Origin of the sequence: Azospirillum sp. INR13, assembly GCF_015390205.1 — a bacterium.
Lineage (GTDB): Bacteria > Pseudomonadota > Alphaproteobacteria > Azospirillales > Azospirillaceae > Azospirillum.
Genome location: NZ_VUOI01000026.1, coordinates 37939 through 51472 on the forward strand (window position 1 = coordinate 37939; position 13534 = coordinate 51472).

The 13534-nt window shown below is 68.3% G+C and carries 12 protein-coding genes; 5 read left to right on the top strand and 7 right to left on the bottom strand.

Annotated features, from left to right (window positions below):
- Window positions 1-78: 78 nt before the first annotated feature.
- Window positions 79-834 (bottom strand): triose-phosphate isomerase, encoded by a 756-nt coding sequence (tpiA, locus tag F1643_RS17075; RefSeq protein WP_194914436.1) that lies wholly within the window; start codon window positions 832-834, stop codon window positions 79-81.
- A 302-nt stretch (window positions 835-1136) separates the two neighbouring features.
- Here tpiA and F1643_RS17080 point away from each other — a divergent pair, with 302 nt between their 5' ends.
- On the top strand, window positions 1137-1649 hold the full coding sequence (locus F1643_RS17080) for a MarR family winged helix-turn-helix transcriptional regulator (RefSeq protein WP_149223511.1): 513 nt from the start codon (window positions 1137-1139) through the stop codon (window positions 1647-1649).
- A 21-nt stretch (window positions 1650-1670) separates the two neighbouring features.
- Here the strand turns inward: F1643_RS17080 and F1643_RS17085 are convergent, their stop codons facing one another.
- The gene (locus F1643_RS17085) at window positions 1671-1949 is read right to left on the bottom strand and encodes a hypothetical protein (RefSeq protein ID WP_149223510.1); all 279 of its coding nucleotides are present in this window, start codon (window positions 1947-1949) and stop codon (window positions 1671-1673) included.
- Window positions 1950-2117: 168 nt separating this feature from the next.
- Here F1643_RS17085 and F1643_RS17090 point away from each other — a divergent pair, with 168 nt between their 5' ends.
- Together F1643_RS17090 and F1643_RS17095 are read left to right on the top strand one after the other, a co-directional pair.
- Window positions 2118-2819 (top strand): response regulator, encoded by a 702-nt coding sequence (locus F1643_RS17090; protein WP_194914437.1) that lies wholly within the window; start codon window positions 2118-2120, stop codon window positions 2817-2819.
- Window positions 2816-4192 (top strand): ATP-binding protein, encoded by a 1377-nt coding sequence (locus F1643_RS17095; protein ID WP_194914438.1) that lies wholly within the window; start codon window positions 2816-2818, stop codon window positions 4190-4192. The genes F1643_RS17090 and F1643_RS17095 overlap by 4 nt, the downstream gene beginning before the upstream one ends.
- A gap of 51 nt (window positions 4193-4243) precedes the next feature.
- Here F1643_RS17095 and F1643_RS17100 read toward each other — a convergent pair whose 3' ends face one another.
- Window positions 4244-6505, bottom strand: coding sequence for an anthranilate synthase (locus F1643_RS17100; protein WP_194914439.1), 2262 nt, complete (start codon window positions 6503-6505; stop codon window positions 4244-4246).
- A gap of 270 nt (window positions 6506-6775) precedes the next feature.
- Window positions 6776-7495, bottom strand: coding sequence for a phosphate signaling complex protein PhoU (phoU, locus tag F1643_RS17105; RefSeq protein ID WP_194914440.1), 720 nt, complete (start codon window positions 7493-7495; stop codon window positions 6776-6778).
- 188 nt (window positions 7496-7683) lie between these two features.
- On the opposite strand from phoU, the gene F1643_RS17110 reads away from it, so the two are divergent.
- Window positions 7684-9000, top strand: coding sequence for a pentapeptide repeat-containing protein (locus F1643_RS17110; protein WP_194914441.1), 1317 nt, complete (start codon window positions 7684-7686; stop codon window positions 8998-9000).
- Between the two features lie 45 nt (window positions 9001-9045).
- Here F1643_RS17110 and F1643_RS17115 read toward each other — a convergent pair whose 3' ends face one another.
- Window positions 9046-9561, bottom strand: a complete 516-nt coding sequence (locus F1643_RS17115; RefSeq protein WP_194914442.1) for a MarR family winged helix-turn-helix transcriptional regulator — start codon at window positions 9559-9561, stop codon at window positions 9046-9048.
- A 546-nt stretch (window positions 9562-10107) separates the two neighbouring features.
- Between F1643_RS17115 and aguB the strand changes: the two genes are divergently transcribed.
- Complete coding sequence (aguB, locus tag F1643_RS17120) at window positions 10108-11016, top strand: N-carbamoylputrescine amidase (protein ID WP_194914444.1); 909 nt, start codon at window positions 10108-10110, stop codon at window positions 11014-11016.
- Window positions 11017-11061: 45 nt separating this feature from the next.
- Here aguB and F1643_RS17125 read toward each other — a convergent pair whose 3' ends face one another.
- Both F1643_RS17125 and F1643_RS17130 read right to left on the bottom strand, forming a co-directional pair.
- Complete coding sequence (locus F1643_RS17125; RefSeq protein ID WP_194914450.1) at window positions 11062-11649, bottom strand: putative metalloprotease CJM1_0395 family protein; 588 nt, start codon at window positions 11647-11649, stop codon at window positions 11062-11064.
- Between the two features lie 168 nt (window positions 11650-11817).
- Entirely contained in the window at window positions 11818-12807 is a 990-nt protein-coding gene (locus tag F1643_RS17130) for a histone deacetylase family protein (RefSeq protein ID WP_304488776.1), read from the bottom strand.
- Window positions 12808-13534: the final 727 nt, after the last annotated feature.

Genomic DNA, 13534 nt, shown 5'->3' on the forward strand with positions numbered 1-13534 from the left:
AGCGCCAAAATACCTATGCCGTATCCATTGGCGGCATGGCTGACACCGGATGGTGCCATGTCACATGCGGCAGGGGCATTAGCGGCAGGCGGTGGCGATTCCCCAGAAATCGTCGGCCTTCAGCGACGCACCGCCGACCAGTGCGCCGTCGACATTGTCCACCGCCATCAGTTCCGCCGCGTTGCCCGGCTTGACCGATCCGCCGTAGAGGATGCGGACCTTGTCCGGATCGGCGATCTTGCCGGCCAGTTCGGCCCGGATATGGGCGTGCATCGCCTTCACGTCGTCCGGAGTCGCGGTCTTGCCGGTGCCGATGGCCCAGACCGGCTCATAGGCGATGACGGTGTTATCGGCAGTCGCACCGGCGGGGATGGAGCCGGCGAGCTGGGCCGACACCACGGCGTCGGCCTGACCGGCATCGCGTTGCGCCTCCGTTTCGCCGACGCAGACGATGGCGACCAGACCTTCCTTATGGGCGGCGACGGCCTTGGCGTTGACCACGGCATCGCTCTCGCCATGGTCGGCGCGGCGCTCCGAATGGCCGAGAATGACGAAGCGGCACCCGGCGTCCTTCAGCATGGTCGGCGCCACGTCGCCGGTGTGGGCGCCGGAGGTCTTGGGCGCGCAGTCCTGGCCGCCCAGCGCCAGCGGGCTGTCGGCGATCGCCTCTCCCACCGGGAACAGCAGCGGGAAGGGCGGGCAGACCAGCATGTCGAAGGCGACCGGCCCGGCGCCCTTCAGCCGCCCGGCGAGGTCGGAGGCGAGATCCAGCCCGTCGGCCTTCAACCCGTTCATCTTCCAGTTTCCGGCGATCAGCTTCCGGCGTGCGGTCATGGTCGTTTCCTTCTTGTCTCGGCTTTATATGGGAACTTGTGGAACGTTCTTTGCCTCTCGTGACCACAGCCCATACCAAGCCCGCCGCCGAATTTCCACTCACCCGACCGGCGCACCCACCCATGGTGACCATCAGGGACATCGTGTAGCACCCGGCCTATGCCAAGGCGGCCAACCGGCAGCGCCTGAGCAGCGGAGGAAAAGCCGCGTCCGGGAACGAGCTTGTTCTTGTAACCGGACGCACGATTGTTTATGTCTGAGCCGCTGTCCTAATTAGAATAAATCGAACCAACCGCGTCGCCATGGCTGACCTGAAAGCGGGCGTGAACCAGCTCTTCCTCCGCGAGGAGGAACTCCGTACCGGAATGGAGCTGCTTTTCTATGCCTATCGCGAATTCACCGCCGAACCGGACGAAATTCTGGCGGAGATCGGCTTCGGCCGCGCGCACCACCGCGTGATCTATTTCGTCGGCCGCTATCCCAAGATCACCGTTTCGGAACTGCTGGCGATCCTGAAGATCACCAAGCAGAGTCTGTCGCGCGTGCTGGGCGAACTGGTGCGCCAGGGCTTCATCGACCAGCAGACGGGCGCCCGCGACCGGCGGCAGCGTCTGCTGGAACTGACGGAAAAGGGCGTGGAGCTGGAGCGCCAGCTGTCCGAGACACAGCGCCAGCGCATCGCCCGCGCCTACCGCATGGCCGGTGCGGAGGCGGTGGAGGGATTCCGCAAGGTGATGATGGGCATGCTGGACGAGGGGGACCGCGCGAAATTCGCACCGCCCGTTCCCCCTGCCCGTCTTGCCGCGAAACGCTGAAACCGAAACGCTGCAACCGCCTCAGCCGGTGCTAGGCTCCGTCTTCGTCTCCGGCGCCGCCGGCCCGGCATCCTTGGAGCCGGCCTCTGCCGTGTTGGTGTCCGCCGGCTTGTCGGCCGCGGCCTTCGTGTCGTTGGGGGTGCGGCGGCGGAAGCCGCCCTTGCGGTACACCACGTTTTCCGAAGCACCCGGCGGACATTGAACGATGTTGCCGCCCTTCGCCAGGAAGTTGCGGGTCATTTCGGCGAGGTCTTGGGCGTCCAGGTCCCGGGGGTCGTTGGACCTGTGGTCGTAGGCCATCGTGATCGCTCCTGTGTCTCTCGGCCCTCTGAGGAGGACATATGGAGGGTAACACGGAACGAGGGCGAAACGGCCAACCGCTTACACGACTGCCCGCCATGCGCACCCATGATGCGTCACGCATGGTGCCACTATGTCGATTGCGGCGACACGCGTTATAGTCGCGCCATGACCGAAGATCAGCCTCACATCCTGGTCGTCGACGACGACACCCGCCTGCGCGAGCTTCTGCGCAAGTACCTCGCCGGCAACGGCTTTCTGGTCAGCACCGCGCGTGACGCCGCGGATGCCCGCGCGCAGTTGAGCGGGCTGGCCTTCGACCTGCTGGTGCTCGACATCATGATGCCCGGCGAATCCGGACTGTCGCTGACCGAGTCGCTGCGGCGCGAGCGCGACCTGCCGATCCTGCTGCTGACCGCCCGCGACGAGCCGGACGACCGCATCGCCGGGCTGGAGGCGGGGGCCGACGACTATCTCGCCAAGCCCTTCAACCCGCGCGAGCTTCTGCTGCGTATCAACTCCATCCTGCGCCGGCAGGCCGCGCGTCCACCGGAACCGGCGGCTCCGCCTGCGGTGCCCGTGCGGCTCGGCCCCCTGACCTATCTGCCCGACCGGGACGAACTGCGCCATGGCGACGAGTTGATCCGCCTGACCACGGCGGAGGCGAGCCTGCTGCGCATCCTCGCCGCGTCCCCCGGCGTCACCTTCACGCGCGAGGAGTTGACGGAGCGCAGCAAGGTCGCCGGAAACGCCCGCACCGTGGATGTGCAGGTCACCCGCCTGCGCCGCAAGATCGAGGCCGACCCGCGCGAGCCGCGCTACCTCCACACCGTCCGCGGCGAGGGGTATGTGCTGAGGCCCGATCCTTGACGGCGGCATCGGACCGCAGCGTCGCGGCCCGGCGGGCCGAACGGCGGCGGCGCACGCCGTTCCTGAAGCGGTTCCTGCCGCGCACCCTGTTCGGCCGGACGCTGCTGATCATCGTCACGCCGGTGATCCTGGCGCAGGCGGTGGCGACCTGGATCTTCTACGACCGGCACTGGGACACGGTGACCAACCGGCTGGCCTATGCCGTGGCCGGCGACATCGCCACCGTGATCGCCATGATCGAACACGATCCCTCGCAGGAGGGGCGCGACTGGACGCTGGCCACCGTCGCCCGCACCACCGATCTGATCGTCACGCTGGAGCCGGGGCAGGTGCTGCCGGATGAACGCCGCCGGCTGAGCGGCCTGCTGGAGCGCACGCTCGGCAAGGCGCTGGACGAACGGATCGGCCGCCCCTTCGCCATCAACACCCGCGTCGCGCGGGAATGGTACGAGATCCGGGTGCAGATGGCCGACGGCGTGCTGTCGGTGATGTCGCCGGAGCGGCGCCTGTTCACCCCGACCAGCTACATCTTCATCCTGTGGATGGTCGGGTCGGCCGTCGTGCTGTTCGCCGTGGCGATCCTGTTCATGCGCAACCAGATCCGCCCGATCAAGCGGCTGGCCATCGCCGCCGACGCTCTGGGCAAGGGCCGCGACGTCTCCAACTTCAAGATGGAAGGGGCAACGGAGGTGCGGCAGGCCGCCTCCGCCTTCCTGCTGATGCGCGAACGCATCCAGCGCCAGATGAACCAGCGGACGGAGATGCTGGCCGGCGTCAGCCACGACCTGCGCACCCCGCTGACCCGGATGAAGCTGGCGCTGGACATGATCGAGCATCCCGACCTCGACCCCGAGGTGGAGGAGCTGAAGGCCGACGTCGCCGAAATGGAACAGATGATCGAAGGCTATCTCGCCTTCGCCCGCGGCGAAGGGACGGAAGCGGTGCAGCCGACCGACCTGACCCGCCTTCTGAACGAGGTCGCCTCCGGTGCGCGGCGCGACGGGACGGAGGTGACGCTGACGGCGCCGGAGGGTCTGGTGGTGCCGCTGCGTCCCAACGCGGTCCGCCGCTGCATCGCCAACCTGCTGGTCAATGCCGGCCGCCATGCCGGCACCGCCTGGGTCAAGGCCGAACCGAAGGAAGGCGTGATCGAGATCACCGTCGACGACGACGGCCCCGGCATCCCCGCCTATCTCCGCGAGGACGTGTTCAAGCCCTTCTTCCGCGTCGACAGCAGCCGCAATCTGGACACCGGCGGCTCGGGCCTGGGGTTGACCATCGCCCGCGACGTGGCGCGCAGCCATGGCGGCGACATCACGCTGGACGACAGCCCCTATGGCGGCCTGCGCGCGGTGATCCGGCTGCCGGTGTAACGGAGTGCGACCGGGGGAGCGGGCGGCGCCATGTTCCCCCGGTGTCCCCTCTCAGGCCGCTTCCTCCCGTTCCGGCAGCCTGCCGCCGCGCGTCGCCAGCGTCGCCATCACGGTGTCGATCAGTGCCAACCCATGGCCGCCGTCGAGCGTCAGGATCGATTCGGGGTGGAACTGTACGGCGGCCAGCGGCAGCGTCCGGTGCTCGATCGCCATCACCGTTCCGTCCTCCGTCTCCGCCGTCACCCGCAGTTCCGGCGGCAGGCTGTCGCGCTTCGCTACCAGCGAATGGTAGCGGCCCACCCGCATTCCCTGCGGCAGCCCCTCGAACAGCCCGCAGCCCTGGTGAATCAGGGGCGAGGCCTTGCCATGCATCGGCTCCGGCAACCGGTCGAGCGTCGCGCCGAAGCTCTCGGCCATCCCCTGCAGCCCCAGACAGACGCCGAACACCGGAACGCCGAGGCCCAGCGCCGCCCGTAGGCTGCCGTCGACATCGAAATCGGCCGGGCGCCCCGGTCCCGGCGACAGCACCAGCAGGTCGGGCGGCTCGTCGCGCAGCGCTGTCCGCGCATGGGTGTGGCGCAGCGTCGTCACCGCTGCCCCGGTCCGCCGGAAATAGTCGGCCAGCGTGTGGACGAAGCTGTCGTCATGGTCGACCAGCAGCACCCGCCGCCCCTCCCCGCTCCGCCCGGCGGCGGACGACACCGCGGCGGCAACCAGCGCCAGCCGCGGCGGCGTCCCCTCCCCCCGTACCGCGTCGAGGAAGGCGGAGGCCTTCAGGCGGCATTCGGCGTCTTCCGCCTCCGGGTCGCTGTCGGACAGCAGGGTCGCGCCGGCGCGAACGAAGGCGACCCCGTCCTTCATGCGGATGGTGCGCAGGGTCAGGCCGGTGTCCATCCCGCCGTCGAAGCCGATTCGTCCGAAGGCTCCGCCGTACCAGCGCCGCGGCGACCGTTCGGTGTCCTCCAGGAACTGCATGGCCCAGAGTTTCGGCGCGCCGGTCACCGTGACCGCCCAGCTGTGGGTGAGGAAAGCGTCCAGCGCGTCGAATCCGTCGCGCAGCCGCCCCTCCACATGGTCCACCGTGTGTATCAGGCGGGAGTACAGCTCGATCATCCGCCGGCCGACGACGCGGACCGAACCGGCCTCGCACACCCGCGCCTTGTCGTTGCGGTCGACGTCGGTGCACATGGTGAGCTCCGCCGCGTCCTTGGCGGAGTTCAGCAGTGTCAGGATCTGCGCGGCATCGCCCAGCGCGTCGGCGCCGCGCGCCACCGTGCCGGAGATCGGGCAGGTCTCCACCCGCGCCGCCGTTGGGCCGGTGCCGACGCGGACATACATCTCGGGGCTGGCGGCGACCAGGAACTCGCCGTCCCCCAGATTGATCAACGCCTCGTAGGGCGCCGGATTGGCGGCGCGCAGCCGGCGGAAGATGGTGGAGGGGCTGTCGGCGCAGGGCTCGGCAAAGGTCTGGCCGGGCACCACCTCGAACAGGTCGCCGCGACGGAAGGCCTCCTTCGCCGCCAGCACCACCTGCTGGTACTCGCCGGGCGCATGGTCGCACTCCGCGGCGGCGTTGGTGTCCGGGCGATAGGCGTGGACCCGGCCGCCGCCGGCACCCCCTTCGGTGGAAGTGCCGTCCACCACGAACTCGTAGGCGAAGCGGCGGGCCACCCCGGCGCCATGGTCGACCACCAGCAGCCGGTCGGGCAGATACAGCACTAGGTCGCGCTGGTCGTCCGGCCGCTCCAACCGGCGCCGGATCGGTTCGAACTGGAAGGCGAGGTCGTAGCCGAAGGCGCCGTAGAGGCCGAGGAACGGCTCGTCCGGGCAGGCGAACAGCGCCATCAGCGACCGCAGCACGCTGAAGACCGACGGCTGCCGGCTGCGCTCCTCCTCCGCGAAGACGCCCGTCGGCCGGCGGACCAGCGCGGTGACGCGGGCGGCCGTCACCTCCAGCCCGACCATCGCCTCATGCCCGTCGAGCGCGCCGGCGATGGCGGGAAGCAGAAGTCGGCCGCGCGGATTCAGCGCGTCGATGCGCACCGTCCGGCCGCGCGCGGTCACCGACAGGGGCGGGTCGACGAATCCCATGGCCTGGCGACGATAACGGCCGGTCGCCTCCACCCCGCCCGACAGCAGCAGGCCGCGACGCTCGTCCAGGGCGGCGGCGAGCGTGTCGAGCGCTTCGGCGATCCCCACCGGCTCGGCGGTGCGGCGCAGCCCAAGCCCGCCGCCGGTGATGGCGGAGAACGGGTCGAGCAATGCGGGATCGGCCAGGAAGATGTGGGAGGGATACAGATGGGAGGGCGTCATGGCGGCGGGGCTCCGGTTCGGGCGTCTTGTCGGTGACGCCGCACGGTGCTTCCGCCTGTCCGTCCTTCCCTTGGGTGACCCGCTGACAGGTCAGGAAAAAGGCCGCTCCGGATGCACCGGGCGGCCTTTTGTCGTCAATCCACGTTCACACGCGTCGCCAGGCCGGCCCGTTGGAGACGGGCCACCACCAATGCTGCGACAGGAGGGGCGAGGACATGTTCATGCCGACAAGCGCACCACATGCCACCGCCGGCTGTCAAGCCCCTGCGTTCACGCACCCTCGCGCGGCGGAGCGACGGCGTAGCTGCTGAGGTCCTCCTTGCGGCGTTCGTCCGACGGCAGACGGCCCTTGACCAGGAAGTTGATGTTCTCCGCCACGTTGGTGGCATGGTCGCCGATACGCTCGATCGACTTGGCGGCGAACAGCAGATGGGTACAGCCGGTGATCTGGGCCGGCGTTTCCATCATGTAGGTCAAAAATTCACGGAACAGCGCGGTGTAGGCGGCGTCGACCTCCCCGTCGCAGTCGCGGACGGAAGCGGCCAGATCGGCGTCCTGTACGGTGTAGGCGCGGCGCATGTCGCCGATCATCGCCTGCACCATGCGGCCCATCCGGACCAGCGAGGCGACCGGCGGCGCAACCGGCAGGGTGGCCAGCGTGACCGCCCGCTTGGCGACCGAGCCGGCGAAATCGCCCATCCGTTCCAGATTGGAGGCGATCTTCAGCGCTGCGACGATCTCGCGCAGGTCCTTGGCCATCGGCTGGCGCAGAGCCAGCAGGCGGACGGTCATCGCCTCCACCTCCATCTCCAGCCGGTCGATCTCGGCGTCGCCCTTCAGCACCTCGCCCGCGATATCGGCGTCCGGACCGGCCAGCGAATCGAGCGCAAGCCCGACCTGCCGTTCCACCAATTCGCCCATGCGGTCGATGGCGGTGCGCAGCGCCGCCAATTCGGTGTCGAACGCCGCAAGCGTGTGTCCACCCGACATGATCCCCAACTCCTTGCTGTGACAGGCGGTCCGGTGCCCGACGCCCCGGAAATGGGGGGCGGGCGCCGCCGCGCCAAGCCGCCGATGCACCGGAAGCGCCCTGGAAGCGGCCTTAACCTTTGGCATAGATTATTTCGGGACACTGGTCTATCGATGGACCACGCAACCAGACAGACCGGACAGGACCGATGACACCGCACGAGTTGGTTGCCGTGCTGGAAAAGCACGAGCGCTGGCTGAAGAACAAGTCGGGCGGTTCGCGCGCCAACCTGACCATGGCGAACATGGAAGGCTCGAACCTGTCCGGGGTGAACCTGGCGCAGGGCAAGCTGTCCGGCGCCAACCTGTCCCATTGCGACCTGTCCAATGCCAATCTCAGCACCGCGGACCTGTTTGCCGCCCACCTGACCAAGGCCGACCTGTCCGGCTGCAATCTGTACCGCGCCGACCTGCGCGGCGCCCACATGCGCGGCGCCAAGATGAAGCGCGCCGTCCTGAAGGAGGCCGACCTGCGCGGCGGCGCCCTTCTCTATGGCGGGCAGGGCGGCGGCAAGGGGGGCAAGGGGCTGGATTTCGTCCGCTCCGATCTGGCCGGCAGCGATTTCGACGATGCGTCGCTGACCAACGCCAACCTGTCGGGCGCCGATCTGACCGACGTGTCGATGAACGGCGCCGATTGCGAGGGCGCGCTGCTGACCGGCGCCACGCTGATGCGCGCCAGCATGAAGAGCTGCAATCTCGCCCGCGCCGACCTGCGCGGCAGCAATCTGTCCGGCGTGAACCTGCAGGGGGCGGTTCTGCGCGACGCCAACCTGACCGGCGCGATGCTGGCCGGCGCCAACCTGCGCAATGCCGACCTTCAGGGTGCCAAGCTGGAAGGTGCCGATCTGGCCGGAGCCGACACCACCGGCGCCAATCTGGCCCGGTCGGCCGACAATTTCTCGGTCCAGATCCAGCAGGCCCTGCACAGCCATTACACCTGGATCAACACCAACGGCTCGATGGGCGCGCGGGCCGACCTGACCGGCGCCGACCTCAGCCACATCGACCTGTCCGGCGTGAACCTGTCCGGCGCGAACCTGAAGCGGGCCAACCTCAGCGGCGCCAAGCTGCGCGAGGCGCTGCTGATCATGTGCGACATCTCCGAAGCGGTGCTGGCCGGCGCCGACCTCGGCGGGGCGATCCTGGATGGCGCCACCTTGCGCGGCGCCAACATGGACGGGGTGCGGCTGGACGGGGCCGGCATCGGCTGGGTCGACATCAAGGGGCCGGACGGCCAGCCGACCGGCCGGCTGTGGGCGGCGAACTTGACCGGCGCGCGGCTGACCAACGCGTCCTGCATCCGCACCAATCTGCGCGGAGCCAACCTGTCGGGCTGCGATTTCGCCGACGCCAACCTGACCGGCGCGATCCTGAGCGATGCGAACATCCGCGACGCCAAATTCACCGGAGCAAACCTGACCGGCGCCAGCCTGCCGCCGCCGCCCGACCCGGATGACGATTGAGGTTGCTTTTCATCTATGGAAAGGGGCGGCGGGAGACCGTCCGGTTCACTCCTCCTCGCCGTCGCGGGCGGACGCCGCGGCGGCGTTGAGGTTTGCACCGACGCGGCGCAGCACGTCCAGCGTCAGATCCAGTTCGTTCGGCGTGATGCCCTCAATGGCGATCTGAGCGATTTCCGACGCGCTGGGCATCATCGAATCGCGGAGCGCCCGCCCCTTGTCGGTCAGGAAGATGTTCATCTTGCGGCGGTCGTGGCTGTTGCGCACCCGCTGGACCAGCCCCTGCCCCTCCATCACGTTGACGGCGGTGACGGTGGTCGGCTCCATCATGCCGACGCGGTGGCTGAGTTCGCGTTGGGTCAGACCGTCTTCCTCCCACAGGGCGCGCAGGAAGAACCATTGCCCCATGCTGACGCCCGACCGCGCGATGCGCGTCTGCAGAGCGCGGGCGAATGCGCGGTTCACGTCACGGACGACGAACGATAACGCACCGTCGGCCGAACCGGCCGCATCCCCTGAACCGTCGGGGCGCTCCGGCTCCCACCCCTTGACAGACGCCTCCATACCGACAATCTCTCTGCCGTCGTTACCGATCCAACAACCATTCCCGCCCACCGGGTGCAAGCGCCGGGCCGTTGCCCGTTAGGGTACCTGGCGACATAGCGTCGGTCGGATCCATGCCTTCCTGGTGATACCACCTTGACACGAATGGTCCTGGCTGCGTCATCCAATCATAACGTGCTGTGTGCAAAGCGCAAATCAATTGCGCAGCCGTCGGTCGCAGGCATGCAATGATATGCCGGTCAGAGGATCGGCAAATTTCATCCAACTTAAGCAGAACGGCGGCTCGGATACGGTGCATAGCCGCCTTGTGTGGAATCGTTCTTTTCAAATCGGGCGCCGGCCGCCATATCCGCATATGATGGAGGGCGCGAAGATTGCCTTTTGGATCGGTTTTATTTGGCAGATCGTGCCACCGGATCGGTGAAATGTGAACATTTCGCTAAAATCCCGCAGAGTCCCGCACTGCCGCTTGTATCCGACGCGACCTTTGGTCACACAGACGTCAGTCGCCACAGTCACTCGCCGCAACAGGAGCCAGCGACCGCAATGACCGTTTCGCCGACCGTCCCCTCGTCCCGTACCGTCACCGTCGCCGCCACTCAGATGGCTTGCAGTTGGGACCGTGCCGCCAACGTCGACGGCGTCGAATCGCTGATTCGCGAGGCGGCTGCAAAGGGCGCGCAGATCATCCTGCCGCAGGAACTGTTCGAGACCCCCTATTTCTGCAAGGACCAGAAGCAGTCGCTGTTCGAACTCGCCGCCCCGGCCGAAGGCCATCCGGTGATCGAGCGCATGCGGTCGCTGGCGCGCGAGCTGTCGGTGGTGATCCCCGTCAGCTTCTTCGAAAAGGCGCGCAACGCCTATTACAACTCCATGGCCATGGTCGATGCGGACGGCAGCCTGCTGGGCATCTACCGCAAGTCCCACATTCCCGACGGACCGGGCTATCAGGAGAAATTCTATTTCAGCCCCGGCGACACCGGCATCCCGGTGTTCAAGACCCGCTACGCCACCGTCGGCTGCGCCATCTGCTGGGACCAGTGGTTCCCGGAAACCGCCCGCGTCATGGCGTTGAAGGGGGCGGAAATCCTTCTCTACCCGACTGCCATCGGGTCGGAGCCGCAGGACTCCTCCATCGACAGCCAGGGCCATTGGACCCGGGTGATGCAGGGTCATGCCGGCGCCAACCTGATGCCGCTCGTCGCGTCCAACAGAGTCGGGGTGGAGCCGGGGGAAAGCTGCGCGCTGACCTTCTACGGCTCGTCCTTCATCGCCGGGCCGCAGGGCGAGATCGTGGCACAGGCCGACCGCGAAAGCCGCACGGTCCTGACCGCGACCTTCGATCTCGACCGAATCGCCGCCCAGCGCGCCTCCTGGGGGGTCTTCCGTGACCGCCGTCCGGAACTGTACGGCGCCTTGCTGACGCTGGATGGAGAGACCACGCCGCGGCGCTGAGCATCACGGGCGGAGCGTCACGGGCGGCCTCATTGCCGCACCGCTTCAGACCGTCAGCCCCCTTCCGGCTTGGCCATAACCCAGGGACTGCGCCGCCCCATAGGCCGCGGCGGCGCGTCCGGCCGCAGCGTCCCCGCCCTGCCGGCGCTGCTCAGCCTGCGCCTGCAGCTTCGCCGCATCGGCTTGGGCGGCGACGCGCATGTCCTGCGGCGACGGATCGGCGGGAGCGAGGGCGGCGGCCTTCACCTGCTCCATCTTTGCGACGGTGTCGGCCGGATCCGATTCGGCGCTGACGTCGATCGGCACCTCGCCGGCGGTGGCGTAGTTCTTGCCGTCCGGCCCGCGCGTGTAGGTGAAGGACGCGCCGCCGGCATGGCTGCCGCCGGCCGCCTGATGCGCCGCCTCGTGCTGGCGGACGTTGGCGTCGACCTGCTTGAGCTTCTGGACTTGCTGCCGGGCCGCGTCGGACAGGGTGACCGTGTCGGTCGCCCCGGCGGAACCACCGTCCTTCGCGCCGGACGCACCCGTCCCCTGGTCCCGCGCCTGCTGGCCCCGAGGCGACTGGTTGCGCGGGGTGGCGTGGGTCCCGATGGACAGGCTGGAGATGGAAAGGTCGGCGGCCACCGTCCACATCCTCAAGAAGGGTCCGGTTCTCCGTTCAAATTAGGACGAAACGGCCTCACCGGCAACGGCAACGGCAAGGCCGGTTCGTCCCCGCCGGCTCCGCTCAACCCTGCTCGAAGCCGGTCAGCACATTGGCGACGTTCACGCCCAGATCGTCGACGGCATAGCCGCCCTCCATCACGAACAGCGTCGGCAGGCCGATCCCGCGATGGCGGCCCCCATGCGCAGGAAATCCTCGGACAGCAGCCGGAAGCGGGAGATCGGATCGCCGCCATAGGTATCCGCCCCCAGCGACAGGACCAGGGCGTCCGCCCCGAATTCCCGGATCCGCGCCGCGGCGGCGGCCAGCGCCTGGGCGTAGCCGGTCCAGTCGGTGCCCCAGGGCAGCGTCAGGTTCAGGTTCGCCCCCTCGCCCGCCCCGGCGCCGGTCTCGTCGGCATGACCGCAGAAATACGGGAACTCGTCGATCGGATCGGCATGGATCGACACGAACAGCACATCGCCGCGTTCCCAGAAGATCTCCTGCGTGCCGTTGCCGTGATGGTAATCGACGTCCAGCACCGCCACCCGCGCGGCCCCGCCGTCGTGCAAACACTGCGCCGCGATGGCCGCATTGTTCAGGAAGCAGTAGCCGCCGTAGAACGCATGCCCGGCATGGTGGCCCGGCGGCCGGCAGAGGGCGAAGGCGCTGCGGTCGCCGGCCCGCAGCCGGTCGGCGCCGGTCAGCGCGCTGTCGGCCGCTGCGGTCGCCGCCCTCCAGGTGCCGGCGGTGATCGGCGTCCCGGCATCGAAGGAATAGAAGCCGAGTCGCCCGTCGATGGACCGCGGCACTCGCCGCCGCGACATGCCCGGCGCCACCCAGTTGAGCGGCAGCGCGTCGATGTCGGCGCCATGCTCCTTCACCCACTCGTCCCAGGCGGTCTGGAGGAAGCCGAGGTAGCCGGCGTCATGCACCCGCTCCAACGGGGCGAGGCCGTGACGGGTGGGTTCGACGATGGGCCCGAGCCCCACCACTTCGATCCGCGCCCGCACGATGTCGGCACGCGCCGGTTTCTCGTAGCAGGGGACGAGTTGGCCGTCGTTGAGTTCGGACCGGCCGGCCTGCAGCCGGTGCTCTTCGCTGTGGATGACGATCACGCCACTGGCATCCTTGTGTTTTCCGGCCATCTGCCGATGCTTTGCCGCTCCGCGGTGCCGTCGCGGCAGCGCGACGGGCGGACGGCGCATGATAGCCTCACCCGCAAGCGCACGGATGCCGCCCTTTTGCATGGCGCCTCGGATGCAGGGCATTGCCTTCCGGTTGAATGCATTCGATAGTGTTCATCGGTTTTTGCTCGCTTAGGGCGGGTGAATGACGGGATATTTGACATCGATGTTGACTGCTGCGTGCAGGATATTCGCCCGTTTGGCACCGGGGGCGGTGCCTTTGCTGTGGGCGTGCGCCGTGTTGGCCGCCGGGCCGACGCGAAGCGATGCTCTTTTTGCCGCCTTCCACCTCACCTCTGGAAGCCGCCTTTTCCGCACGCGCCGCCGAACCGCTGCGTCAGTTCGGCTACGACCTGTTCGCTCCGGCACGAGAGTCGGTGGCGACCGACGAGAGCGCACCCGGTGCGGTTCAGGGCGACTATGTACTGAACACCGGCGATGCAGTGACGGTGACCCTCCGCGGCCAGAAGTCCTTCACCAAGCGATTCGCCATCGATCGCAACGGCCAGCTGGTGGTGGACGACCTGCGTCCGGTCACCGCGCAGGGCTCTCGCTGGATGCCCTCCGGCGGGAGCTTGCCGCTGCGGTCGCCGCGACCTGGCCCAACACCGAGGCCTTCGCCACCTTGGCGGAGGTGCGGCGGATCGGCGTGGTGGTCACCGGTGCCGTGCAGCTGTCCCCGGACGGC